The organism is Mesorhizobium sp. M1027 (assembly GCF_040318745.1).
Lineage (GTDB): Bacteria > Pseudomonadota > Alphaproteobacteria > Rhizobiales > Rhizobiaceae > Mesorhizobium.
This window is the reverse complement of the sequence record NZ_JAMYMW010000004.1, coordinates 1-23,463: the sequence shown is the minus strand read 5'-3', so window position 1 is coordinate 23,463 and position 23,463 is coordinate 1. Positions and strand designations below refer to the sequence as shown.

Annotated in this window: 21 protein-coding genes, 1 tRNA gene and 2 pseudogenes; 16 read left to right on the top strand and 8 right to left on the bottom strand. The window is 63.8% G+C overall.

The features are described 5' to 3' along the window. Window positions 1-179: 179 nt before the first annotated feature. Together NKH50_RS09270 and NKH50_RS09265 are read right to left on the bottom strand one after the other, a co-directional pair. Complete coding sequence (locus tag NKH50_RS09270; RefSeq protein ID WP_352878146.1) at window positions 180-1,418, bottom strand: CmpA/NrtA family ABC transporter substrate-binding protein; 1,239 nt, start codon at window positions 1,416-1,418, stop codon at window positions 180-182. A 2-nt stretch (window positions 1,419-1,420) separates the two neighbouring features. Next, a complete protein-coding gene (locus tag NKH50_RS09265) occupies window positions 1,421-2,020 on the bottom strand; it encodes an ANTAR domain-containing response regulator (RefSeq protein WP_023676288.1) in 600 nt (199 codons plus the stop codon). A 112-nt stretch (window positions 2,021-2,132) separates the two neighbouring features. On the opposite strand from NKH50_RS09265, the pseudogene NKH50_RS09260 reads away from it, so the two are divergent. The 8 genes and pseudogenes from NKH50_RS09260 to NKH50_RS09225 form a co-directional block, all read left to right on the top strand. Next, window positions 2,133-2,372, top strand: a pseudogene (locus NKH50_RS09260) (ABC transporter permease); the annotation flags it as partial. A gap of 139 nt (window positions 2,373-2,511) precedes the next feature. After that, the gene (locus NKH50_RS09255) at window positions 2,512-3,237 is read left to right on the top strand and encodes a GntR family transcriptional regulator (protein ID WP_352702513.1); all 726 of its coding nucleotides are present in this window, start codon (window positions 2,512-2,514) and stop codon (window positions 3,235-3,237) included. A gap of 3 nt (window positions 3,238-3,240) precedes the next feature. Beyond that, window positions 3,241-4,251: pseudogene (locus NKH50_RS09250) on the top strand (ADP-ribosylglycohydrolase family protein); the annotation flags it as partial. A gap of 27 nt (window positions 4,252-4,278) precedes the next feature. Then, window positions 4,279-5,262 (top strand): PfkB family carbohydrate kinase, encoded by a 984-nt coding sequence (locus NKH50_RS09245; protein ID WP_352878554.1) that lies wholly within the window; start codon window positions 4,279-4,281, stop codon window positions 5,260-5,262. Window positions 5,263-5,300: 38 nt separating this feature from the next. After that, on the top strand, window positions 5,301-6,362 hold the full coding sequence (locus NKH50_RS09240; RefSeq protein ID WP_352878142.1) for an ABC transporter substrate-binding protein: 1,062 nt from the start codon (window positions 5,301-5,303) through the stop codon (window positions 6,360-6,362). A gap of 60 nt (window positions 6,363-6,422) precedes the next feature. Next, window positions 6,423-7,292, top strand: a complete 870-nt coding sequence (locus tag NKH50_RS09235) for an ABC transporter permease (RefSeq protein ID WP_352702522.1) — start codon at window positions 6,423-6,425, stop codon at window positions 7,290-7,292. Next, window positions 7,292-8,080, top strand: coding sequence for an ABC transporter permease (locus tag NKH50_RS09230; protein WP_352878139.1), 789 nt, complete (start codon window positions 7,292-7,294; stop codon window positions 8,078-8,080). Before NKH50_RS09235 ends, NKH50_RS09230 begins: the two co-directional genes overlap by 1 nt. Then, window positions 8,080-9,147: an ABC transporter ATP-binding protein gene (locus NKH50_RS09225; protein ID WP_352878136.1), complete on the top strand. Its 1,068-nt coding sequence runs from the start codon at window positions 8,080-8,082 to the stop codon at window positions 9,145-9,147. The genes NKH50_RS09230 and NKH50_RS09225 overlap by 1 nt, the downstream gene beginning before the upstream one ends. 312 nt (window positions 9,148-9,459) lie before the next feature. Here NKH50_RS09225 and NKH50_RS09220 read toward each other — a convergent pair whose 3' ends face one another. Then, on the bottom strand, window positions 9,460-10,959 hold the full coding sequence (locus NKH50_RS09220) for a helicase HerA domain-containing protein (RefSeq protein WP_352878133.1): 1,500 nt from the start codon (window positions 10,957-10,959) through the stop codon (window positions 9,460-9,462). 167 nt (window positions 10,960-11,126) lie between these two features. On the opposite strand from NKH50_RS09220, the gene NKH50_RS09215 reads away from it, so the two are divergent. Further along, entirely contained in the window at window positions 11,127-11,798 is a 672-nt protein-coding gene (locus NKH50_RS09215; protein ID WP_352878130.1) for a type 2 periplasmic-binding domain-containing protein, read from the top strand. A gap of 181 nt (window positions 11,799-11,979) precedes the next feature. Here NKH50_RS09215 and NKH50_RS09210 read toward each other — a convergent pair. Beyond that, window positions 11,980-12,055 (bottom strand) — tRNA-Ala (locus tag NKH50_RS09210). 163 nt (window positions 12,056-12,218) lie between these two features. Continuing rightward, window positions 12,219-12,608: a TIGR02300 family protein gene (locus NKH50_RS09205; protein ID WP_254816066.1), complete on the bottom strand. Its 390-nt coding sequence runs from the start codon at window positions 12,606-12,608 to the stop codon at window positions 12,219-12,221. A 194-nt stretch (window positions 12,609-12,802) separates the two neighbouring features. Here NKH50_RS09205 and aroA point away from each other — a divergent pair, with 194 nt between their 5' ends. The 3 genes from aroA (at window position 12,803) to rpsA (ending at window position 16,991) form a co-directional block, all read left to right on the top strand. Then, window positions 12,803-14,161 (top strand): 3-phosphoshikimate 1-carboxyvinyltransferase, encoded by a 1,359-nt coding sequence (aroA, locus tag NKH50_RS09200; RefSeq protein ID WP_352878127.1) that lies wholly within the window; start codon window positions 12,803-12,805, stop codon window positions 14,159-14,161. A gap of 278 nt (window positions 14,162-14,439) precedes the next feature. Beyond that, window positions 14,440-15,090, top strand: coding sequence for a (d)CMP kinase (gene cmk, locus NKH50_RS09195; protein WP_352878124.1), 651 nt, complete (start codon window positions 14,440-14,442; stop codon window positions 15,088-15,090). A 203-nt stretch (window positions 15,091-15,293) separates the two neighbouring features. Continuing rightward, window positions 15,294-16,991, top strand: coding sequence for a 30S ribosomal protein S1 (gene rpsA, locus NKH50_RS09190; RefSeq protein WP_023676278.1), 1,698 nt, complete (start codon window positions 15,294-15,296; stop codon window positions 16,989-16,991). Window positions 16,992-17,092: 101 nt separating this feature from the next. Here rpsA and NKH50_RS09185 read toward each other — a convergent pair whose 3' ends face one another. The 3 genes from NKH50_RS09185 to NKH50_RS09175 are packed head-to-tail and all read right to left on the bottom strand — an operon-like array spanning window position 17,093 to window position 20,283. Next, on the bottom strand, window positions 17,093-17,800 hold the full coding sequence (locus NKH50_RS09185; protein ID WP_352464463.1) for an SDR family NAD(P)-dependent oxidoreductase: 708 nt from the start codon (window positions 17,798-17,800) through the stop codon (window positions 17,093-17,095). Window positions 17,801-17,857: 57 nt separating this feature from the next. Next, window positions 17,858-19,438, bottom strand: coding sequence for a 5-guanidino-2-oxopentanoate decarboxylase (locus tag NKH50_RS09180; RefSeq protein WP_352878121.1), 1,581 nt, complete (start codon window positions 19,436-19,438; stop codon window positions 17,858-17,860). Beyond that, a complete protein-coding gene (locus tag NKH50_RS09175; protein WP_352807567.1) occupies window positions 19,435-20,283 on the bottom strand; it encodes a dimethylarginine dimethylaminohydrolase family protein in 849 nt (282 codons plus the stop codon). Before NKH50_RS09175 ends, NKH50_RS09180 begins: the two co-directional genes overlap by 4 nt. A gap of 217 nt (window positions 20,284-20,500) precedes the next feature. Here NKH50_RS09175 and NKH50_RS09170 point away from each other — a divergent pair, with 217 nt between their 5' ends. The 4 genes from NKH50_RS09170 to NKH50_RS09155 all read left to right on the top strand — a co-directional run. After that, a complete protein-coding gene (locus NKH50_RS09170; RefSeq protein WP_254816060.1) occupies window positions 20,501-21,310 on the top strand; it encodes an ABC transporter ATP-binding protein in 810 nt (269 codons plus the stop codon). A gap of 54 nt (window positions 21,311-21,364) precedes the next feature. Further along, window positions 21,365-22,159 carry a transporter substrate-binding domain-containing protein gene (locus NKH50_RS09165; RefSeq protein ID WP_352480693.1) on the top strand — a complete coding sequence of 265 codons (795 nt, stop codon included), beginning with the start codon at window positions 21,365-21,367 and terminating at the stop codon, window positions 22,157-22,159. A gap of 126 nt (window positions 22,160-22,285) precedes the next feature. Next, window positions 22,286-23,017, top strand: coding sequence for an ABC transporter permease (locus NKH50_RS09160; protein WP_254816058.1), 732 nt, complete (start codon window positions 22,286-22,288; stop codon window positions 23,015-23,017). After that, on the top strand, window positions 23,017-23,463 hold a 447-nt coding region (locus tag NKH50_RS09155), incomplete at its 3' end, for an ABC transporter permease subunit (protein WP_352878551.1). The genes NKH50_RS09160 and NKH50_RS09155, both read left to right, overlap by 1 nt.

Here is a 23,463-nt window from a genome sequence, read left to right as displayed (position 1 = left end):
CTGCCTATTGCTAAGCAGGAACCGTGCCAGGTTCGGAATGGATGACAAACATCAATGAGATCAACCGCATGCCAAAATCGTCGGCGCCCCGGCCCGCCGGGCGAGCAAGCCAAAGATTGTTCATTAGCGCAGTTGCACGCACATTTTTTGTGCAGTGCACAAGAATGGCGCGGAAATGATCAGGCTTCAGCACGCGCCAATTTCTGGCCGGCAATGTAGGCGTCGATCTCGTCGGGATCGAAGATCTGGCCATCGAAGAAACCATCGGGACCGAGCACCAGGCTTGCCCCCGCCGAACCAACTGGGGTCGCGGCCTTCAGCGCGCCCTCGACCTTGGCATTGGCACCGGGAAGCGCCACGCCAAGCGGCTTCAACGCCGAGCGGTAGAGATCGGGGCGGTAGCAGTCGCGGGCAATAGCGAGGTTTTCCGGCGTGTGCGCGACATGCCCCCAGCGCACCATCTGCGTGTAGAACCACAGCGCATGACTCTTCCACGGGAAGTTCGCCGCCTTGTCGAAGGGCAGAAAGAAGTCGCCGACGCTCAGTTCGGCGCCGCCGCCGAGCGCCAGATGCCCGCTGAGGATCGGCATCTGAAGCGCCGGCGCCAGGCCGAGAAAGGCCGGCTGCGCCATCAGGGCCGCGAGTTCGCCACGGTTTGCCGGGTCCTGGCACCAGCGCGCCGCATGATGCAGCGCGCGCAGCAGAGCCGAAAGCGTGTCCGGCTCTCTTTCGGCCCATGCCTTGCGCACGCCGACGACTTTCTCCGGGCTGGTCTTCCAGATGGCCGCCTTGACCGTGGCGATATGCCCGGTGCCGGCGACGACCGCGGCGCTGTTCCAGGGTTCGCCGACGCAGTAGCCGTCGATCCTGCCGGCGGCGAGCGCGTCGGCCATGAATGGCGGCGGCACGATGACGATTTCGATTTCACGCGACGGGTCGATGCCGCAGGCGGCGAGCCAGTAGCGCAGTTCGTAATTGTGCCCGGAATGCGGATGGACGACGGCGAAGCGCAGCGGATCGCCGCCGCCATTCGCCCGTTCCCGGATCAGCGCGCCCAACGCCTTGCCGGCCCGCGCCGGATCGAGATCGGGTTGGGCGCCGTGCGCGGCCATGCCGGCCCAGACGGCGTTCGAAACCGTCACGCAATTGCCGCCGAGGCCGAGCGAGAACGGCACGACGGTGTCGGAGGCGAGCGGCGTCAGCCCCAGATTGCAGGCGATCGGCATCGGCCCCAGCATATGCGCCAGGTCGAAATGGCCGATGGCGATGCGGTCGCGGATGTTGGCCCAGGACGTTTCCCGGTTGAGCGTCAGGTCGATGCCTTCACGCAAGGCGAAGCCGATTTCCTTCGCCGCGACAAGGATGGCGCTGTCGAAGAGCGGCATGAAGCCAACATTGATCCGGTGCTCGGCCGCCATTCTCAACTCTCCTCGGGATCCAGAAGCCCTGCCGCCGTCACCAGGCTCTGCGCGATTTCGGCGATCTTGCGGTTCTGGTTCATGGCTGTCTTGCGCAGCAGCGTGTAGGCCGCGTCCTCCGACAGGCCGCGCGACTTCATCAGGATGCCCTTGGCGCGATCGATCACCTTGCGGCTCTCCAATTCGCTGCGGGCCTCTTCCAGTTCGCGCGCCATGCGCGAGAAGGCGTTGAAGCGGCTAATCGCCATGTCGAGGATCGGCTTGACCCGCTCCTGGCGCAGGCCGTCGACGACATAGGCCGACACCCCGGCTTCCACCGCTGCCTCGATCGACGCCTGGTCCGAGCGGTCGACGAACATGGCGATCGGCCGCTTCACCACGCGCGAAAGCTGGAACATGTTTTCGAGCATGTCGCGGTTGGGATTTTCGAGATCGATGACGATGACGTCGGGTTCGATCTCGGCGATCCGCCGCGCTATGCCGGCGACGTCGTGGATGACCGTGACCTGCTGATGCCCGGCCTCCCGCAGTCCCGCTTCGATTATGGAAGCGCGGATGTGGTTTTCATCGATCACCAGGACAGTGAGGGATTTGCGGATCATGCCGCATTTTGCGCAGGCGAGGCGATTGTGCAATGCGGCATAGCGAGATTCACGGAAACAAAGCCGGCGCGCCCCTGAGGCACTGGACGCGACGGCCGCCGCGACGCGGGCGGCGGTCGGCGACAACGAACGGGCAACACGCCTGTCCGGCGTCTGCGCCTGGCAGGCGATCACCGTGCCCTACATCATCTCGAGCGGGCTCGCACTGCTCTATATCGGCCTGATCAAGGCGCCGTCGCTGTCGCTCGCCGAACCGCTGGTGCTGCCTTCGGTGCCCGCGGCCGTCGGCGGCGGAACCTCGATCTCCGGCGGCCGCGGCGGCTCCACCATCATCGGGGCGCTGATCCTCACCCGAAACGCTGTGCGGTCAGATAGTCATGGGATTTGAAAGCGTCCTTCACGGCTGCAGGCCAGATATCAGTCGTCGTTGACAAGACCACCGCGTGAGGATAATGAACATGATCATACAGGTTCACTGAACAGGTATCCAAATGAAGCGGCGTTCGGTTCAACTGTCTCCCGGCACGGGCAAGCCAGAACAGATTGCCACGGTTCTCGAACATGAAATCCGCTCCGGTGTTCTGGGCTTCGGCGACCGGTTGCAAAGCGAGAACGAGCTCGTCCAGCGTTTCTCCGTCAGCCGTAACACCGTTCGCAAGGGCCTCGAGGAACTGTCAAGCCGCGGACTGATCACCACCAAGGTCGGCATCGGCTCTTTCGTCACCTTCGATGGCAACCCCGTCGATGACTCAATCGGTTGGTCGCGGGCGCTCGCCAACGCCGGCGCCAATGCCGAGACGCGCACCCTGCGGCTTGAGGTGATCGAGGATCCTGATCTTGCCGCGCTGCTTGGTATAGAAAACCCGTTTTTCATCGCTGTCGACCGGGTGCGCACCAATGCCAGCGACGGCCACGCTATTTCCATCGAGCGCAGCCGACTGCCATTGTCGCCCGAACTGGAGGACGTGCCGTTGCGCGGCCTGCGCGAAGGCTCGCTGCACCAGACGCTGCGCGGCGCCGGCCTCATTCCCGACCATGGCGACGAATGGGTGGGCATCGAAATGCTCAACGCCGACGATGCCGCAATCCTCGGCTGCCCGCAAGGCACGCCGTTCCTGCGCGGTCGCCGGTTGACGCGTGCGGCCGATGACCGGCCGATCGAATATGTGACCAGCCTGCTCAACCCGGCGCATTTTGCGCTGCATATGAGGTTCTGAGAGATGCCCGACGACACCCGGGACACGACCGATCGGGCTATGGGAGCGCTTGTCGGCGGGGCACTGGGAGATGCGCTGGGCATGCCGACGCAGCTTTTGTCGCCGGCGCGGATTGCCGAACTCTACGGCCATATCGAAGGCTTCATTACTCCTTTCGCCGACCATCCGGTGTCGAAGGGGCTCCCGGCCGGAACGATCACCGACGACACCGAACAGGCGCTTCTGCTTGGCCGTATCTTGGTCGAATCCGGTAACCGGTTCGACCATGCGCGGTGGGTCAACGCGCTGCTCGACTGGGAACGCGATGTCAAGGCGCGCGGCAGCTACGATCTGCTGGGACCATCAACCAAACGCGCCATCGACGCCATCAACAATGGTATACCAGCCGAGGAAGCCGGGCGCAGTGGCGACACAAATGGTGCGGCCATGCGCATCGCGCCAGTAGGTATCATGATGCCGCTGGAGCCGCTTGACGCGCTGGTCGCCAAAGTGGCCGAAACCTGCATGGCGACGCACAACACGTCGATCGCAATCGCTTCGGCCGCAGCGGTCGCTGCCGCCATCAGCCGCGGCGTCGCTGGCGGTGACTGGCGTGCCGCTTCCGACAACGCCATCACGGCAGCGAGACGAGGGGCGACGCTCGGCCATTGGGCGACCGGCGGTGACATTGCTGCGCGCATTACTTGGGCGCAGGAGCTTGTGCGCGGCAAGGCGACGAAGGACGCGATCCGGCTGATCATCGATCTGGTCGGCACCGGCGTCGCCAGCCAGGAGTCGGTTCCGGCTGCATTCGCAGTGCTGGAAGTCGCCGGTGGTGACCCTTGGCAGGCGGCAGTCATCAGTGCCAATCTCGGTGGCGACACCGATACGATCGGCGCCATCGCGGCCGGCATGGCCGGTGCCTGCACCGGCTTTTCCCGATTGCCTCAGAACCGCATTGCAAACCTCAAGGGCATCGACATGACGGGGGTTAGCGCGCTCGCCGCCGACCTTGTTGTGGCGCGGATGTCCAAGGGCCGTGTGGACAAGGGCAGTGGCGGCATGAGAGGGCGTCTCGTCCATGTCGGCAGCGCGGTGGTCGACTATGTTTACCGCATCGATGCCTTGCCGGCCCCGGGCACGGAGAAGACTGCGTCGAGCTATGCACGAGTCGCCGGCGGCGGCTTCAACATGATGGTCGCGGCCAGCCGCACCGGCATGAAGGTGGTGTTCGGCGGCCAACTCGGCAGCGGACCCAATGGCGACTTCCTGCGCAGCGCCTTCAACGCCGAGGGTATCAGTACTATGACCCCGCCATCGCCCATGATGGACAGCGGCCATTGCGTCGCCTTGATCTCGAGCGATGCCGAACGCACTTTCGTGTCTTGGCCGGGTGCTGAAAGCGTGCTCAGCGTCGACATGCTGGCGCCCGTGGTGGTCGCTGCAGACGACTGGGTGTTCACGTCAGGCTATACGCTGAGCTATCCCAAGAGCCGCGACGCGCTCACCGACTGGATCGAGGCGCTTCCGGCCGACACACCGCTTGTCCTCGACCCGACACCTGTCATCACCGACATTCCCCACCCTATCCTGTCGCGGATACTCGCCCGTACTACCTGGTTGAGCTGCAACACGACGGAAGCGGCCGCGATTGCCGGTCCGGGCGCCGTCGAGACACTCGCGTCACGGCTGCTAAGTGACCACTCCCCTAAGGCCGTTGGCGTCGTCATTCGTGCTGGCGCGAAAGGCTGCCATGTGCGGCTGGCCGACGGCTCGGCGCAAACGATTGCCGGCTTCGAGGTCGCCGCCCTCGACACCAATGGCGCCGGCGACACCCATATCGGCGCTTTCGTCAGTGCGCTGGCGCGCGGCATGCCGCCTTTTGCGGCAGCGCACTACGCCAATGCGGCGGCGGCCATTGCCGTCACCCGCCACGGTGGTTCATCAGCGCCGACCGACCACGAGATCCAGACATTCCTGAGCCATGGCGGTCCGCAGATCGGCCTCCATGGCCAGAAGCAAGAGGCCAAACGCCCGACAGCCTGACAAGCCCGGGAAGCGGGCAAACACAGAGAGGAACGAACATGCGCATGCCCGACTTGACTGCCCTGCTGACGGCGACCGCCGTCCTCACCTCCGCACTTGCATTTGCCGCAAACGCCGACGAGGTGCACGTACTCAACTGGAAGGGCTACGGCGCCGACGAGCCGTGGGCCATCGAGGCCTTCGAGAAGGCGACCGGCAACAAGGTCGTCAACGACTTCTTCAATTCCGAACAGGAAATGCTGACCAAGCTCAGGACCAATCCCGGCCTCTACGACGTCGTTATGATCAACGCCGCCTTCAACGACCAGGCAATGGCGGAAAAGCTGATCCAGCCGATCGACACATCCAAGGTGCCGAACTATGCCGACATCAGCAAGGACAAGGCGAGTTCGCCGATGCTTGTCCATAACGGCAAGGTCTATGGGGTACCGTGGGTCTGGGGACTGACGGCGCTCGCCATCAACGACAAGTCCTTCGACAAGCCGCCAACGAGCATCGCTGAAATGTGGGATCCCGCCCACAAGGGCCGCGTCACCATCCGTGACGATGCCGTCGAGGCGGTGCAGTTCGGCGCCATTGCCACCGGCCAGAACATCAACGATGTCAAGGACATGGAGGCGGTCAAGGCGAAACTCACCTCGCTCATGCCGCAGATCAAGACGTTCTGGAGCTCGGAGAACGACTGGAACCAGATGGTTGCCTCTAACCAGATCGACATCGGCACCTATTGGAGCGGCTCGGCCGACCGCGCCAAGACCCATTTCAAGCTGCCAGTCTCGCTCGTGATCCCGCAGGAGGGCGCTGTCGCCTGGCTCGACGCCTTCTCCATTCCCGCCAGTTCCAAGAATGTCGCCGGCGCCGAGGCCTTCATCAACTACATGGTCGACCCGAAGTTCTATGTCGAATGGGTCACCAAGGTCGGAGCCCCGGTATCTGCCAATACCAAGGCCGTGGAAGCACTTCCCGAGGATGCGTTCAACCGCAAGGTGATGGGTGACCCGGCAGTTGCCAAGCGCATTCAGTTCCAGGCGCCGATCACAGACGCCCAGCGCGAAGCCTATCTGTCGCTCTGGCAGCAGCTCAAGGTCAACGTGAAGTAACAGCAGAAAGCGGGATCAGCCGATCATATATGTCGGCTGATCCTTCCCTGGGAGGATGTCATGGCAGCACAGGTTGCAGCCGCGTCGCGCAGCGGGCTGAGATCGGCCTTGCCGCTACTGGCGCCTGCCTATCTCTGGCTGACGGTTGCGATCTTCCTGCCGCTCTCAGCCATGGTCTTCTTCTCTCTCACGACCGAGCTGCCGTTGTCGGGCAAGCCGTGGGCGTTCACGCTCGAAAACTATACCGCCTTCTTCTCGCAAAGCCTCTATCTGACGCTTCTGCTCGCCTCGCTGCGCCTCGGCCTCGAAGTGACGCTGTGGTGCATCATCGTCGGTTATCCCGCCGCTTATGTGCTAGCCAAGGTGCTGAAAGGCCGTAGCCGCGAAGCGATTTTCCTGCTCGTCATCCTGCCGTTCTGGTCAAATGGGCTTGTGCGCATCTTCTCCTGGGCGATGGTGCTGCGCGAAGGGGGCATTCTCGATACCGCGCTCAACGCCGTGCTGCCGTTCAAGATCAATATCGACCTGATGTATTCCTATCCGGCTGTCATCATCGGGCTAGTGCACTCCTACGTTCCTTACATGGTGCTGACCTGCTACCTGACCCTACAGGCCATCGACGACTCGCTGATCGAGGCCGGGCGCTCGCTCGGCGCATCGCGGCTGCAGATGCTGAAGCGGGTCATCATTCCGCTGTCGATGCCGGGGCTGGTGGCTGGCGCGGCCCTCATCTTCGTCCCGGTCGTTGGCTCGTTCATGGAGCCGCGCATACTTGGCGGCCGTACCGGCACCTTTTACGGCACTGTCATCGAGGACCAGTTCGTCGCCGTGTTCAATTGGCCGCTGGGTGCTGCGCTCTCCTTTATCCTGCTGGCCGTCGTGCTGGTCATCCTGGCGGTTGCCTCGCCGGTGCTGAGGAGGGCTATGTGATGGCGACGACACGGGTCCTCGAATGGCTCGGCCGCCTCTACATCTGGCTATTGGTCGCCTTCCTCTATGTGCCCATCATCATCATGGCGCTGATGTCTTTCAACGTTTCGCCCTTCTATCAGCTGCCGTTCGAATGGACGACGGAATGGTATGCCTCGCTGTGGCAGAACGACCAGCTCATCTCAGCCACCTGGAACAGCCTCGAGATCGCGGTCATCACCACCATCATTTGCGTGGTGCTTGGCTCCGCGGCGTCACTGGCGCTCTACCGCTATGAGTTTCGCGGCAAAAAATTCCTGCAGGCGCTGCTGTTTCCGCCAATCGCCATTCCGTGGCTGATTACCGGCACGGCGATGCTGATCTTCTTCTTCGGCGTCGGCATCGGGCGCGGTCTGTTCGCCATCCTGCTCGGCCACGTCGCGCTTGCACTGCCCTATGTCATCGTCGTCGTATCGGCCCGGCTGCAGACCTTCGCGCCCGAGTTGGAAGAGGCGGCGCGCTCGCTCGGCGCCAATCAATGGCAGGTGACGAACCGCGTCACGCTGCCCTGGATCATGCCGGGTGTCATTGCCGGAGGGCTGTTCGCTTTCGCCGTGTCCTTCGACCAGTTCGTCGTATCCTACTTTCTGTCGACGCCCGGCCAAACGACGCTGCCGGTCGAAATCTACGCCGCGATCCGTAAGGGATTCACACCTGAGATCAATGCGGTCTCGACGATCATCATTGTCGTGTCGATGGCATTGATGCTGCTCACGGCGCGTTTCTTCAAATTCGGCGGAGAGAAATAATGGCGGGCGTGCAGGTATCGAATGTGTCGCGCAGTTTTGGCGCGCACAAGGCGCTGGACGATGTCTCCATCGATTTTGCCGACGGCGGCTTCTACGCCCTGCTCGGTCCCTCCGGCAGCGGCAAGACCACGCTGCTGCGCCAGATCGCCGGCTTCGACTTTCCCGACTCTGGCCGCATTGCGATCGGAGGCGAGAGCGTCGAGCGGGTGCCGGTCGAAAAACGGCGCATCGGCATGGTGTTCCAGAACTACGCGCTGTTTCCCAATATGAGCGTCGCCGACAATGTCGCCTTCGGCTTGTCCGTGCGCGGCGAGCCCAAGGCAGTGATTGCTGCCGCGGTGCAGGGGGCGCTCGACCTCGTGCAACTCGGCAAGCTCGGTGGTCGCCGGCCACACCAGCTCTCCGGCGGCCAGCGCCAACGGGTGGCGCTCGCTCGCGCCATCATCACCAAGCCGCGTGTACTTCTGCTCGACGAGCCGCTCGGCGCTCTCGACAAAGCGCTGCGCGTCGGAATGCAGCTCGAGCTCAAGCGCATCCAACGCGAGATCGGCATCACCACAATCTTCGTCACCCACGACCAGGAAGAAGCGCTGACGATGAGCGACCGCGTCGGCATTCTGCGAGACGGCAAGCTGGTGCAGGAAGGCCCGCCCGAGGAGATGTACAATCGGCCGAAGAGTGAGTTTGCCGCCACCTTCCTCGGCGATGCCAACATTTTTCGTGGCGAGAGCACAGGCAACGGCATCCGGCTGCCGGACGGCACGGCGATTTTCGCTGGATCTGGCGCCAACCTTGCCCCTGGTGCAAAGGCCAGTTGCGCCGTACGGCCCGAACGGATCCGCATCTTCACCGATGCTGCGGCTCCGGATACGGCCAATGCGAACGTGCTGCGGGGGGAAGTGTCGAAACGCATCTTTGCCGGCAATAGCAGCACCTACTTCGTCGAACGTGGCGGACAGATGCTGAAAGTCATCGTGCAGAACACCGGTGCTGACAAGCTGGCGGAGGGCCAGGAAGTGGTGCTGCGGTGGTCGCCGGAGAGTACCGTCCTGATGGCAGCGAGTTAGTCTAGCGGGCGGCCGTGCTAACGGGACGTTGCGTTACCTCCCCACCTCCTCTGCCCTACCGAACATTCGTCGCTCATCGTGAGCAAAGAAAACATCCACCGCCAGATATTGGCAGCACTAATTGACTGCGTTGGGTCCAGATCAGGACAAACCCTTTGCCGTGCAGACCGCCGGCTCACTCACATCTCGCACCAAGAAGCCGCCGGTCCACTTTCGGCCCAAACGCGACGTCTGAGTAATGCTTCGGCGATGACCGCTTTTGGCTTTGCTGCTGTTGAGCGACGCCAGCTTTCGCCCAAATCGCCCTCCCCATCATCCCACCACCCTCCCCTGCTCCGCCTCCGCCGCATTCGGATCGCCCGGCGCTGTCGCCCAGGCCAGTTCGACCAGCGTCACCGTCCGCCTTCCGACCCCGTCGAGCTGGCACACGATCAGCCCCTGCTCCTCGATATAGGTCAGCAGGCGCCGGGCGCGGCGTAGCGAGTGCGAGCCATAGGCGCGGGCGATCGCCGCGTCGCTCGGGCAGGGCCAGCCCTCCTTGGCCGCGCGGGCGATCATCATGAACACGCCCTGCATATCCTCGGGCAGCAGCGAGGCGCGCGCCGAGACATCCTGCCAGGCGTCATCGTCGGCCATGTCGGAGCCGAGGCCGGCGCGGGCGCGCGTCAGCATGCGGCGGAACGCGGGCAGGTCCGGCACGACCGAGGCGAGGCCCTCTATGCGGCAGCGGACCACGAACTCCTGATAGAGCACGCCGATGACACGGAAGCCCGCGTCGGGTTGCGCCAGCACAGCGCGCAGCACCCGGTCGACACGCTCGCGCCGCTCCGCCAAGTCCTCGGCGCTGATCGGCGGCTCCACCGCTTCGGGGCGGATTTCCAGCGCCGCCGATTTTGCCGCCATCAGCTGATCGAGCAGGTCCGGCGACGACCGGCGCTGCGGCCGGACGGTTTCGGGCGGCGGGGCCGCCAGGATGATCGCGCGCGCGTCCTCCAGTCCCGATTCCGGCAGCGGCATCAGGCGCGGCGTCGCGTTGCGCGGGCTTGTATCGGTCGGGCCGATGCGCAAGCCGAGCGGACGGCGCGACAGCGCCGGGCCGAGCGCCATGAACTGCCCGCGCTCGAGGTCGCGAAAGGCTTCCGGCTGGCGCCGCTCCATGCCGAGCAGGTCGGCGGCGCGCGCCATGTCGATATCGAGAAAGGTCCGGCCCATGAGGAAATTGGAAGCCTCGGCGGCGACGTTCTTGGCAAGCTTGGCCAGCCGCTGGGTGGCGATGATCCCGGCCAGCCCGCGTTTGCGGCCACGGCACATCAGGTTGGTCATGGCGCCGAGCGAGAGCTTGCGCGCCTCGTCCGAAACCTCGCCGGCAACCGCCGGCGCGAACAGCTGCGCCTCGTCCACCACCACCAGCATCGGATACCAGTGGTCGCGGGCGACCTCGAAAAGCCCGCCGAGAAAGGCGGCGGCGCGCCGCATCTGGTTCTCGGCGTCGAGCCCCTCGAGATTGAGCACCGTGGAGACGCGGTGGATGCGCGCCCGCTCGCCGGCGCTCTGCAGGCCGCGCTCGGTATGCTCCTCGGCGTCGATCACCAGATGGCCAAAACGGTCGCCCAGTGTCACGAAGTCGCCCTCGGGGTCGATGATCGTCTGCTGCACCCAGGGCGCACTCTGCTCCAAGAGCCGGCGCAGCAGGTGGGACTTGCCGGAGCCAGAATTGCCCTGCACCAAAAGGCGCGTCGCCAGCAGCTCCTCAAGATCCAGCGCCGCCGGGGCGCCTGCGCTCGTGTGGCCCATCTCGATCGCAACGGTCATGTCTTCGACTCTCCTTAAGGAGAGGGCTTATCAACGGGGTGGCAGCCCGTCGAGCGCCCATGGCAGAGCGCTCCGTGTTGCGCACAGGCTGGATGCTGCTCACGATCAAGTATCGTAGAGGATTGGCATGAAACGGGCCGTTTCGATTCGATAAGGAGGCGGTGCGGATGTTTCGCAGCCGTTATCCGGAGATCGAGGTGGATCTCATCGGGATGAATTCGCCATTGCTGGAAAGAGCACTCGCCGCCAGCGAGATCGACCTCGGCGTGCTGCATCCCGCTCTCGACCCCGGAGCTGATCGTCCATGGCCTGCCCGACGAGCCGCTGGTGCTGGCGCTTCCGGCAACACACCGGCTTGCGGCACGCCTTTTACCCACTGTCGTGGCGCCATTCACGAAACGACGAACAACAAAGCTCTCATGATGACTGTATCGATCACTATTTCTGTCGAACGGAACATCCTGGAAAAACTCTCGTTGGGTATAGATCGCGATCCAGCGATGCAACTCGATGGAGACACTAAGATGATGAAAATTCTCTCTGCATCCCTACTTGCTATCGGCCTGGCCACATCTGCCATGGCACAATCAACCGGTTCGGGAACTGGCGGAACTGGTATGAACGGCAATACCGGCGTCGACACGGGCACCGCCGGCAACAGCGGCAACAACGGGACCAGTACCACTACGCCGAACCAGATCGATCCGAATGCAACGAACGCCACCACGCCGCAGACAAACGGTATGGGGGACCGCTGCAAGGATACGGCAGGCAACGACACCGACAACAACACCCCAAGCGGCGCCATGACGTCGGATATGCAGAACTGCAACAAGTAACGGAGTTTTGCTCAGCGGTCGTTTCAGCCCGCTGCCTGGTCCAGACCGGGCACGGGCTCGCCATTTTAGATGGACGGCGAGCCGAGGTCGGCTAGCCATACATTGTGTCTCAGCTAGGTCCGCGACAGATGGCGGCCAGCCCGGGACGGGCGGCCGTTCTGCTGATTTTCGCGGAGAGAACTGGTGGAGCCAATCGGAATCGAACCGACGACCTCTTGAATGCCATTCAAGCGCTCTCCCAACTGAGCTATGGCCCCACTCCGGCAGTTCGCCGGCGCCGTTTCCGGCGAAGAGATCCGGCGCGGGTTCTAGACCGCGCCGTTCGTGCAGGCGGCTTCTAACCCCGCCTTCAGTCAATATCAAGCCTTCAACGACCGCTTTTTCTAGGCGGCGCGGCGAAAGCCGGCGAATGCGGTTCGCTCAGACTTCGTCGTCGTCGTCGCCGACGCCGATCATGTCGGCAACGTCGTCGTCTTCTTCCTCCTCGTCGGCAAGGAACGTGTCATCCTCATCATCGCCAAGGTCGACGTCGTCCTCGTCATCGGCGAGATCGGGAAGTTCGTCGGCCTTCGCGTCCTCGTCCGCCTCTTCGAGCGAGACGACCTCGACGCCCTCTTCCTCCTCGGCGTCCACTTCCTTTTCGGCAACTTCCTCTTCTTCCTCGAGGGCGGCGATCTTGCCTTCTTCGAAATAGGAGCGCGGATAGCTCTTGCCCGTATAAGGCGAGACGATCGGGTCCTTGTTCAAGTCATAGAATTTTCGACCCGTCTCCGGGTCGATGCGTTTGGTGCCAAGTTCGGGTTTTGCCACAGCAAGCCTCGTCGATGAAAGTTTGGTCCCCTTAACCAGAGTTTACGGCGCTGTCAAAGCGAAAAGCCGGCGTCCCAAAAAGCGTGAATTCGAAGGCCTGCGTACCAAGGGGATGACCATTTCGGTCCGCCATGATAGGAGACCGCGCAAACCAGAAGAAAATAGCCGGGCGCCGGCGTTTCCAGGAAAGAACCATGTCGCACGCTGCTGCCCCGAAACAGGCCACCGCCCGCAAATCATCTGGCCTTTCAGGTGCGGCACGGGTGCCGGGCGACAAGTCGATCTCGCATCGCTCGTTCATGTTCGGTGGCCTGGCCTCTGGCGAAACCCGCATCACCGGGCTGCTGGAAGGCGAGGACGTAATGCGTACGGGCGCTGCCATGAAGGCGATGGGCGCTCATATCGAAAAGCATGGCACCGAGTGGGTGATCCGCGGCACCGGCAATGGCGCGCTGCTGCAGCCGGAAGGCCCACTCGATTTCGGCAATGCCGGCACGGGCTCCCGTCTCACCATGGGCCTGGTCGGCACCTATGACATGGAAACCACCTTCATCGGCGACGCCTCGCTGTCCGGCCGGCCGATGGGCCGCGTGCTCGAGCCGCTGCGCCAGATGGGCGTGCAGGTGCTGAAGGCGACGCCTGGCGACCGCATGCCGATCACGCTGCACGGGCCCAAGCACGCCGCGCCGATCACCTACCGCGTGCCAATGGCATCGGCACAAGTCAAGTCGGCGGTGCTGCTGGCTGGGCTGAACACGCCGGGCATCACCACCGTCATCGAGCCGGTTATGACGCGCGATCACACCGAAAAGATGCTCAAGGGATTCGGCGCCAATCTGTCGGTCGAGACCGACGAGCGCGGCGTGCGCCACATTTTCATCGAAGGCCAGGGCAAGCTCACCGGGCAGACCATCGCGGTGCCAGGCGACCCCTCCTCGGCGGGCTTTCCACTCGTGGCGGCGCTGATCGTGCCGGGCTCGGACATTACAATCGAAAACGTGCTGATGAACCCGACCCGCACCGGACTTCTGTTGACGCTGCAGGAAATGGGCGCGCGAATCGACATAATCGACCCGCGCAACGAAGGCGGCGAGGACGTCGCCGACCTGCGCGTGCGCTATTCCGAGCTGAAGGGCGTCACCGTGCCGCCCGAACGGGCGCCGACCATGATCGACGAGTATCCGGTGCTTGCCGTGGCGGCGAGCTTCGCCGAGGGCGAAACGCTTATGCTCGGGCTGGAAGAGCTTCGGGTGAAGGAATCCGACCGGCTGTCGGCGGTCGCCAACGGGCTAACGCTCAACGGCGTCGACTGCACCCAGGGCGAGGCCTCGCTTGTCGTGCGTGGAAAGCCGGGCGGCAAGGGCCTCGGCCAGCACCCCAACGGACAGGGCACCATCGTCCAGACCCACCTCGACCACCGCATCGCCATGAGTTTTCTGGTGATGGGGTTGGCGACGGAAAAACCCGTGACCATCGACGACCAGGCGATGATTGCTACGAGCTTTCCGGAATTCATGGGGCTGATGAAGAGGCTGGGGGCGGAGATCGAGTGACAGTTGATGGCAATCGCAAACCTTGGAGATTGGGCGCTAACATCCTCCCCTTCGTCATCCTGGGGCGAAGCAAGGAGCGAAGCGACGCGGCGAAGGCCCCAGGATCCATGCCGTGACGTCAGAGCATCGCAACGGTGCAGAATTCTGGTTCACAGCATTCTTCGGCTGATGTTACGGCATGGATCCCAGGGTCTTCGCTCCGCTACGCGATCGCTGCGCCCTGGGATGACGAAGGCGCGGTGGCCTGTTGCCAAGTGGACAAAGGCGGCAGGCAGCCGATGAGCACCCCCTTCAGCATCGCCATCGACGGCCCGGCCGGCGCCGGCAAGGGCACGCTGGCCCGACGGCTGGCCGACCACTATCACCTGAACCTGCTCGATACCGGCCTCACCTACCGTGCGGTGGCGCATTCGCTGCTCCGGCTCGGGCTGCCGCTCGACAATGTCTCGGCCGCCGAGACTGCCGCCCGCCAGGTCGATCTGGCAAAGCTCGACCGCGCCGTGCTTTCGGCACACGCAGTCGGCGAGGCGGCTTCGAAAGTGGCTGTCATCCCGTCGGTCCGGCGGATACTGGTGGACAAGCAGCGTGCCTTTGCAAAAACACCGCCTGGCGCGGTGCTCGACGGCCGCGACATCGGCACCGTCGTCTGTCCCGACGCCGACGTAAAACTCTATGTCACGGCCAGTGCCGAGGTGCGGGCAAAGCGGCGGCTGGATGAAATCGAGAGCATCGGCGGCACTGCCAATTTCGACGAAATCCTTGCCGATATCGTGCGCCGCGACGAGCGCGACATGGGCCGCGTGGACTCGCCATTGAAGCCGGCCGCCGATGCGCACTTGCTCGACACGTCGGAAATGGCTATAGAGGCCGCGTTTCTGGCAGCTCAGGCGATCATCGACGACGTCCTGGCTAAGAGAAACGAAGCCTGAGCCGGGTTTTCCTGCCGCCGCCGATTGCCGGCGACCAAAGAATTCCCATATTGGGCGTGAACCAGCCTGCCAGCATTCTTCATGCGCCGGAATTGCCGCTCAAGGGCGGCCAAGGGCTTTTTGCCCGGAACGCCGGCAGGCCAACGCAACGCTAACCCACGGCGCCCGCCCCGCGACAGATGCGGGGCATTCCAGGAGAAACTATGTCAGTTGCAAACCCCACTCGCGATGATTTCGCGAGCCTGCTCGAAGAATCATTTTCCGCCGGCCATTCCGGCGAAGGCCAGGTCGTCAAGGGCATCATCACTGCCATTGAGAAGGACATGGCTATCATCGACGTCGGCCTCAAGGTCGAAGGCCGCGTGCCGCTGAAGGAATTCGGCGTCAAGGGCAAGGACACGACGCTCAAGGTCGGCGACACGGTCGAGGTCTATGTCGAGCGTATCGAAAATGCGCTTGGCGAAGCGATGCTGTCGCGTGAGAAGGCCCGCCGCGAAGAGAGCTGGGTCCGTCTCGAAGAGAAGTTCACCAAGGGTGAACGCGTCGAAGGCGTCATCTTCAACCAGGTCAAGGGCGGCTTCACCGTCGACCTCGACGGCGCCGTGGCCTTCCTGCCGCGCAGCCAGGTCGACATCCGCCCGATCCGCGACGTCTCGCCGCTGATGCACAACCCGCAGCCTTTCGAGATCCTCAAGATGGATCGCCGCCGCGGCAACATCGTGGTGTCGCGCCGCACCGTGCTCGAGGAAAGCCGCGCCGAACAGCGTTCGGAAATCGTGCAGAACCTCGAAGAAGGCCAAGTAGTCGAAGGCGTCGTCAAGAACATCACCGACTATGGTGCGTTCGTCGACCTCGGCGGCATCGATGGCCTGCTGCACGTCACCGACATGGCGTGGCGCCGTGTCAACCATCCGACCGAAATCCTCAACATCGGCCAGACGGTCAAGGTGCAGATCATCCGCATCAACCAGGAAACCCACCGCATCTCGCTCGGCATGAAGCAGCTCGAGAGCGATCCGTGGTCCGAGATCGGCACCAAGTTCCCGATCGGCAAGAAGATCAAGGGTACCGTCACCAACATCACCGACTACGGCGCGTTCGTCGAGCTGGAGCCGGGCATCGAAGGCCTCATCCACGTTTCGGAAATGTCGTGGACCAAGAAGAACGTGCATCCCGGCAAGATCCTGTCGACAACGCAGGAAGTCGACGTTGTGGTGCTCGAAGTCGATCCGGCCAAGCGCCGTATCTCGCTCGGCCTCAAGCAGACGCTGGAGAACCCGTGGGAAGCCTTCGCGCGCAGCCATCCGGTCGGCAGCCAGGTTGAGGGCGAGGTCAAGAACAAGACCGAGTTCGGCCTGTTTATCGGCCTCGAAGGCGACGTCGACGGCATGGTCCACCTTTCCGACCTCGACTGGACCCGTCCGGGCGAGCAGGTGATCGAGGAGTACAATCGCGGCGACATGGTCAAGGCGCAGGTGCTCGACGTCGACATCGACAAGGAGCGCATCTCGCTCGGCATCAAGCAGTTGGCCAAGGACACGGTCGGCGAAGCCGCGACGTCGGGCGAACTGCGCAAGAACGCAGTCGTCACCTGCGAGGTTATCGGCGTGAAGGATGGCGGTCTGGAAGTGCGGCTGGTCGACAGCGGCATCGAGACCTTCATCAAGCGCTCCGACCTCAGCCGTGACCGCGACGAGCAGCGCCCCGAGCGCTTCACCGTCGGCCAGAAGGTCGACGCCCGCGTCATCGCCTTCGACAAGAAGACCCGCAAACTGCAGGTCTCCATCAAGGCGCTGGAAATCGCCGAAGAGAAGGAAGCGGTCGCCCAATACGGTTCGACCGACTCCGGCGCTTCGCTGGGCGACATCCTTGGCGCCGCGCTGAAGAAGCAGGGCAGCTAAGCCAACACCGCGCTTCGCGCGGGTTATAAACGAAACAAGAGAGCCCCGCCGGAACGATCAGGCGGGGCTTTTGCTTGTGACCTTTGCGACGGACCGCAGGCTCAGGCCCTGCCGTAAAGCGGCACCAGCGTGCCGCTGATGGCCATGTTGGCCGGCGAGGCGAGATAGGCAATGGCCTCGGCGGCCGCTTCAAGGCTGACCCATCTGCTGAAATCTGCGTTCGGCATGTCAGCCCGGTTGGCCGGCGTGTCGAGCGTCGAGGGCGCCACGGCGTTGACCAGAATGCCGTTGCCCTTCAGCTCTTCGGCCATCGCCACGGTCATCGCGGCGACTGCCGCCTTGGCGGCGGCGTAGGCCACCTTGCCGGAGCCGCGCCGCGGATCGAGCCCGGCTCGCGCGGTGACATTGACGATGCGGCCCGGCACGGAAGATTCCAGCATCGAGCGTATCGCCGCGCGGCAGCACAGGAAGGTGGTGCGGGCGTTGGTGTCCATCATCTCGGCGAAGGAGGCGGGCTCGATCTTCTCGACCGGCGCGGCGGTGAAGCCGCCGGCCAGATGCACCGATGCCCATAAATCCGGAACGCTGGCATAGAAGGCGTCGACCTTGGCAGGGTCGGCGAGGTCGACGTTATGCGCCAGCCTGACGCGGTCATGCGCCGGGAAGGGGAAATGTGCAGGCGCGGCAGCGTGAGCGTTGGGCACATGGCAGATCGCGCCCTGCTCCAGCAGTTTCCCTACGACCGCGCCGCCAAGGGCACCGGTGCCGCCGGTCACCACGATATGTCTGCCGTCCAGTGTTTCCGTCATGTTCGACCGCTCCGTCATTGCGCGCCGCCGATGCGGAAGGTCGCGCCTTTCGCGCGATCACTCAACCGAAATCTCGATGACGTAAGGTCGTCCAGTCGCCCGCGCGCGTCCAAGCGCGTCCGCCAAGCCGCCGGCGCCGGAAATCCGCTCGGCGGCAATGCCGTAGGCTTCGGCCAATTTGCAGAAATCCGGCGGTGCCGGGGAGACGCCGACCGGCTCGACACCGACGTCGAGCATCGAGGTCTCGATCTCGCGGTAGCCGCGATTGTTCCAGACGGCGAAGATCACCGGCGCCGCCGCGTCGAGCGCGGCGCCCAGTTCCGGCAGTGTGAACTGGAAGCCGCCGTCGCCGGTGAGGCAAACGACCGGCGCCTCAGGCCTGGCAAGGACGGCACCGATCGCCGCCGGCGGGCCATAGCCGAGCGCGCCGAAGCCGGTGGCCGCGTTGAACCAGCCGCCCGGCCGGTCATGATCGTAATAGAGGTTGGCGGCGTAGACCGGCTGGGTCGAATCGCCGACGATGATCGCGCCAGGCAGCGCATCGCGGATCGTCTCGACGGCGCGCAGTTGCGCCTGCATAGCCGGGCCGATCTCGGCAAAGGCCGCTTGCCGCGTCGCGGCGGCGCGAGCGGCGCCGTCGACCGATTGCGCCTGGCCCGTGCCGAGTTCGGCACCCAGCGCCTCGAGCGCTGCACCGCAATCGGCCTGGATCGAAATCCGGGCCGGCCGGCGGGCAAGCTGGTCGGCGCCGATGTCGATGCGGATCAGATTGGCAGGCAGGACAAAACCGCCGTCGCCATAGCCATCATAGTCGGTCGGACCGAATTCGGTGCCGGCGGCAATGACCAGATCGGCGCCGGCCATCAGCGCACGCACCGCCTTCAGGCTGGGGCTGGCCGGCACGCCAAGCGGATGGCGATAGAGCAGGCCGCGCGCATTGGCGGTCTGGACGACCGGCGCTCCCAACCTCTCGGCAAGGCGCTGCAACGGTGCTTCGGCCGCTTTGGCGCCGCCGCCGGCCAGGATAAGCGGCCGGCGGGCAGACGCGCATAGCCTTGCCGCCCCGGCAATCGCCGCCACATCCGGCTCGGGCGGCGCTGAATTCCGCAGCAGCGGCACGATGCCGTTGGCAGGCAGGCTCATGACATCGGTCGGGATCTCGATATGCACCGGACCCGGACGCGAGGATGAAAACAGCGCAAAGGCGCGAGCGAGCACGCCGGGCAGTTCGCCGGCCTCGGTGACACGGTGCGAAAACAGCGCCACCTTCTCCATCATGCCGCGCTGGTCCGGCAGTTCATGCAGATGGCCAAGGCCTTTGCCCAGCGTCGGTGTGGCGTTGACGCCCGAGATTACCAGCATCGGCACCGAATCGGCGCGCGCCTGGCCCATGGCGGTGATGGTGTTGGTCAGCCCCGGCCCGGTGATGACGAAGGCGATGCCCGGCCTGCCGCTGGCGCGCGCATAGCCGTCAGCCATGAAGCCGGCGCCCTGCTCGTGGCGCGGCGTGACGTGACGGATCTTCGATCGCGCAAGCCCGCGATAGAGCTCGACCGTGTGTACGCCGGGAATGCCGAAGACTGTGTCGACGCCGTGCGCTTCGAGCAAGGTGATGAGCGCTTCGCCGATGGTCGTCATTGTCTTAGCACCGGGCGTGTGAGGCAGGTCGGGCCGCCCTCGCAGGCAATGCACAGCGCATCGGCCTCGAATGTCGAGACCGTACAGCCAGCGGCCTGCATGGCAGCCGCCGTCTTCGGAAAACCGGCAACGGCGATAACCTGGCGCGGCGCGGTCGGCAGGACGTTGAGGCTGAGCCCATTCGAGGCGAAGAATTCGTCGGCGTCGCCCTCGACCAGCCGAATGCCGCGTTCGCGCAGCATCTGGTGGAAGGCGACCGGCAGGAGGGGCGCATAGACCAGCGCCAGATCGTCGGCGAGCGGGCTGATCACCGACATCAGGTGCAGGCAGGCCTCCTCGCCTTGCCAGAGCGGCAGGTCGAAGCCGTAGACCTGGATACCCTTGGGCGAAAGCAGGTTGGAGAGCTGCTGGATGCCAAGCTGATTGGTGCGCACGCCGCGGCCGACGGCCAGCGTGTTTGCATCCACCCACACGCAGTCGCCGCCCTCGACCTGGCCGGGAGCCTCGATACGACCGAGGATGGGGATGCCCATGCGCACATAGGCTGCCTCGTGCAGGCCTGGCTCGGGCCGGCGCAGCGCCTTGCCCATAGCGAGGATAACCGCGCCGTGGTCGGTCATCAGCGAGGGATCGTGGGTGAAGACCGAATCGGCAAGCCCGTCATCGGCGTCGCTCAGCCATTCGATTTCGGCGCCTGAGACAGAAATCAGCCTGGCCAGCGCATCATGCTGGGCCGCCGCTTTTTGCGGATCGAAGCCGGGGCCATAGTGCCAATCCAGCGCTTCGGCCCGACGCATGGCGCTGGCGGCGGAGCGCATCAGCACGCGCTGCAGCGTCCCGGCCATCGACTGCGACCCGTATGCTTTGCCCACTAAATTCTCCTGAAACGCGCCCCTCCTGCCAATAGCCACTCGGCAGGCGGTGATCAATGGTCCAAAAACTGCGGTTGACGGAGGCAAGCGGAACGGTCCATCTTGAGAATCGGAACGCTGTCCAGTGACGGGTAATGGGTAAAAAATTCCAGCAAGGACTGCCTCGGTTGCTCCGCGGGGCGCCGCGACGATGACAGCGCCCGTCACCGCCCTGAAGCATCCGGCGCAGAACGGCGCTGCCGAAGCCATCCACGTCGAGAACCTGCACAAGAATTTCGGCAACCTGCACGTACTGAAGGGCGTTTCGCTGTCGGCGCGCGACGGCGAGGTGATCGCCATCATCGGCGGCTCAGGCTCGGGCAAATCCACGCTGCTGCGCTGCATCAACTGCCTGGAGAACCCGACCAGCGGCATCATCCGCGTCAATGGCGAGCAGATCCGGTTGAAGGCCGACAGCCACGGCCACACCGTGCCCGCCGACCGCAAGCAGATCGAACGCATCCGCTCCAAGCTCGGCATGGTCTTCCAGAACTTCAATCTGTGGAGCCACATGACGTTGATCGAGAACGTCATCGAGGTTCCCGTGCATGTGCTCGGCGTCAAGCGCGATGTGGCGATCGGCGAGGCGGAAAAGCTGCTCGCCCGCGTCGGCCTTGCCGAAAAACGCGACGTCTATCCGGCCTATCTGTCGGGCGGCCAACAACAGCGCGCCGCGATTGCCAGGGCGCTGGCCATCAATCCGCGCGTCATGCTGTTCGATGAGCCGACCTCGGCGCTCGACCCCGAGCTGGTCGGTGAGGTGCTGAAAGTGATCGGCGACCTGGCGCGCGAAGGCCGCACCATGGTGCTGGTCACCCATGAGATGAAGTTTGCCCGCGAGGTCGCGACGCATGTCGTCTACCTCCATAACGGGCTGGTCGAGGAAGAAGGGCCGCCGGAACAGATCTTCGGCGCACCCAGATCCGAAAGGCTGAAGCAGTTTCTGCGCAATGTTGGATGACTTGCGAGAAAGCAGACGGGAACGTCAAAGCAAAAAACGGGAGAACTGAAAGAAATGAAACCTTTTCTCAAAACGGTGCTCGCGGCCACGCTGATCGCATTGTCGGGTGCATTTTCGGCAAGCGCGGAACAGATCAAGGTGGGATTTTCGCCTGAAGCCTATCCGCCGTTTTACTCGCAGGATGCCTCCGGCAAGTGGGGCGGCTGGGAAGTCGACATCGTCAACGCCATCTGCGCCGAAGCCAAGCTGGATTGCGTATTGACGCCAGTCCCATGGGACGGCCTTATCCCGGCGCTTAAAACCAAGAAGATCGATGCAATCATGAATTCGATGTCCATTACCGACGAACGCAAGAAGGAAATCGACTTCTCCGACAAATATTATAACACGCCGACCGCGGTGATCGGGGCCAAGGATCAGAAATTCGATGCGACGCCGGAGGGGCTGAAGGGCAAGATAGTCGGCGTTCAGGCCTCCACGGTGCACGCCGCCTACGCCAAGAAGCACTTCACCGACGCTGCGGAAATCAAGGAATACCAGACGCAGGACGAGGCAAATCAGGATCTCGCCGCCGGCCGGATCGATGCCACCCAGGCCGATTCGATCGCGCTCGACGCATTTTTGAAGTCGGATCAAGGCAAAGCGTGCTGCGACCTCAAGGGTTATGTCGCACCGGACCTGGAAGTGCTCGGGCCTGGCGTCGGCGCCGGCGTACGCCAAGGCGACACCGAGCTCAAGGATAAGCTCAATGCCGCAATCAAGGCCATCCGAGCCAATGGCAAGTATGCCGAAATCACCAGGAAGTACTTCGACTTCGACATCTACGGCGGCGAGTCGCAGTCCAACTGACGGCAGCGGCATCAAGCCGGGCAGGCCTAGCCGCCATCGTCGCGATGGCACGTCCGGCTTGATACATCATTGGCGCCTCAACCCGGAAGTCCAGGGGGACATAAGCTGAGCGACGTTCTCGCCACCATGTTCGGAGCCAGTTCGCTGGAATTGCTGTCCTTCGAACCGCCGAACGGCAGGGGTCTCAACCTTCTGCACGGGCTGGCAAACTCGGTCGGAATTGCCTTCGGTTCCTTTGGGGTGGGTCTTGTGATCGGCGTCGGCGGCGCCTATGGCAAGCTCTATGGCGGGCCGGTGGTCCGTGACCTGCTGGAAGTCTACACCACAGTGGTCCGCGCCGTGCCCGAGTTGGTCCTGATCCTGCTGCTTTATTTCGCTGGTACCGACCTCATCAACCAGTTGCTTACCGCGCTCGGCTATGCCGCGATCGATATCAACGGGGTTGTCGCCGGCATAGGTGTGCTCGGGGTCGTGCAGGGCGCCTACTCCACCGAAGTCTTGCGCGGCGCGATCCGCGCCATTCCGCAAGGCCAGATCGAAGCCGCCCGGGCGTATGGAATGCCTCCCGGCCTGCTTCTCAGGCGCATAACGCTGCCGGCGATGCTGCCCTTCGCCATTCCGGGGTTGGCAAATCTGTGGCTGATCGCCACCAAGGACACCGCGCTTCTCGCGATCGTCGGCGTTAATGAACTGACCCAAACCACACGGACGGCAGCCGGCGCGACGAAGGCTTATTTCACCTTCTTCATGGCGGCGGGCGCGCTCTATCTCGTCCTGACCCTCGTCTCCAACATCGCTATCGGGCGCGTTGAGCGCTGGGCACGACGCGGCATGCCCTCGATCGCGGGATCGCATTGATGGCCGCCGAAACTCCGGTCATTGACGCCGCCGCACGGGCCTCGCTGTGGGTGCAGCCGCACCGCATAGCGCTGATCCTGATCGCGCTGGTTGTCGTAGTGGCATCGATTTTCCTCATGCGCTGGGATTGGCTGCCCGCCTATCTGCCGCTGGCTTTGCAAGGCATATGGCGGACCATCTGGCTGCTCGTGGTAACGTCGGTGCTGGGCATCGCGCTGGCCATTCCCCTCGGCCTTGCGCAGGCGATCGGCCCGCCGATCTTGAGTGCGCCGGCCAAGGTGTTCTGCACGATTATTCGCGGCACGCCGCTGCTGCTCCAGCTCTGGCTGCTCTACTACGGACTGGGTTCGCTGTTTCCGCAATTTCCTTGGATACGCGATTCGTTCCTCTGGCCCATTCTAAGGCAGGCATGGCCCTACGCCGTTCTTTCTCTGACGATCTCGTAT

Bases quoted from the DNA above. Each gene is read 5' to 3' on its own strand.
- NKH50_RS09270 (WP_352878146.1), bottom strand. From the start codon at position 1,418: ATGGCGGCCGAGCACCGGATCAATGTTGGCTTCATGCCGCTCTTCGAC.
- NKH50_RS09265 (WP_023676288.1), bottom strand. From the start codon at position 2,020: ATGATCCGCAAATCCCTCACTGTCCTGGTGATCGATGAAAACCACATC.
- NKH50_RS09255 (WP_352702513.1), top strand. From the start codon at position 2,512: ATGAAGCGGCGTTCGGTTCAACTGTCTCCCGGCACGGGCAAGCCAGAA.
- NKH50_RS09245 (WP_352878554.1), top strand. From the start codon at position 4,279: ATGAGAGGGCGTCTCGTCCATGTCGGCAGCGCGGTGGTCGACTATGTT.
- NKH50_RS09240 (WP_352878142.1), top strand. From the start codon at position 5,301: ATGCGCATGCCCGACTTGACTGCCCTGCTGACGGCGACCGCCGTCCTC.
- NKH50_RS09235 (WP_352702522.1), top strand. From the start codon at position 6,423: ATGGCAGCACAGGTTGCAGCCGCGTCGCGCAGCGGGCTGAGATCGGCC.
- NKH50_RS09230 (WP_352878139.1), top strand. From the start codon at position 7,292: ATGGCGACGACACGGGTCCTCGAATGGCTCGGCCGCCTCTACATCTGG.
- NKH50_RS09225 (WP_352878136.1), top strand. From the start codon at position 8,080: ATGGCGGGCGTGCAGGTATCGAATGTGTCGCGCAGTTTTGGCGCGCAC.
- NKH50_RS09220 (WP_352878133.1), bottom strand. From the start codon at position 10,959: ATGACCGTTGCGATCGAGATGGGCCACACGAGCGCAGGCGCCCCGGCG.
- NKH50_RS09215 (WP_352878130.1), top strand. From the start codon at position 11,127: ATGTTTCGCAGCCGTTATCCGGAGATCGAGGTGGATCTCATCGGGATG.
- aroA (WP_352878127.1), top strand. From the start codon at position 12,803: ATGTCGCACGCTGCTGCCCCGAAACAGGCCACCGCCCGCAAATCATCT.
- cmk (WP_352878124.1), top strand. From the start codon at position 14,440: ATGAGCACCCCCTTCAGCATCGCCATCGACGGCCCGGCCGGCGCCGGC.
- rpsA (WP_023676278.1), top strand. From the start codon at position 15,294: ATGTCAGTTGCAAACCCCACTCGCGATGATTTCGCGAGCCTGCTCGAA.
- NKH50_RS09185 (WP_352464463.1), bottom strand. From the start codon at position 17,800: ATGACGGAAACACTGGACGGCAGACATATCGTGGTGACCGGCGGCACC.
- NKH50_RS09180 (WP_352878121.1), bottom strand. From the start codon at position 19,438: ATGACGACCATCGGCGAAGCGCTCATCACCTTGCTCGAAGCGCACGGC.
- NKH50_RS09175 (WP_352807567.1), bottom strand. From the start codon at position 20,283: ATGGCCGGGACGCTGCAGCGCGTGCTGATGCGCTCCGCCGCCAGCGCC.
- NKH50_RS09170 (WP_254816060.1), top strand. From the start codon at position 20,501: ATGACAGCGCCCGTCACCGCCCTGAAGCATCCGGCGCAGAACGGCGCT.
- NKH50_RS09165 (WP_352480693.1), top strand. From the start codon at position 21,365: ATGAAACCTTTTCTCAAAACGGTGCTCGCGGCCACGCTGATCGCATTG.
- NKH50_RS09160 (WP_254816058.1), top strand. From the start codon at position 22,286: ATGTTCGGAGCCAGTTCGCTGGAATTGCTGTCCTTCGAACCGCCGAAC.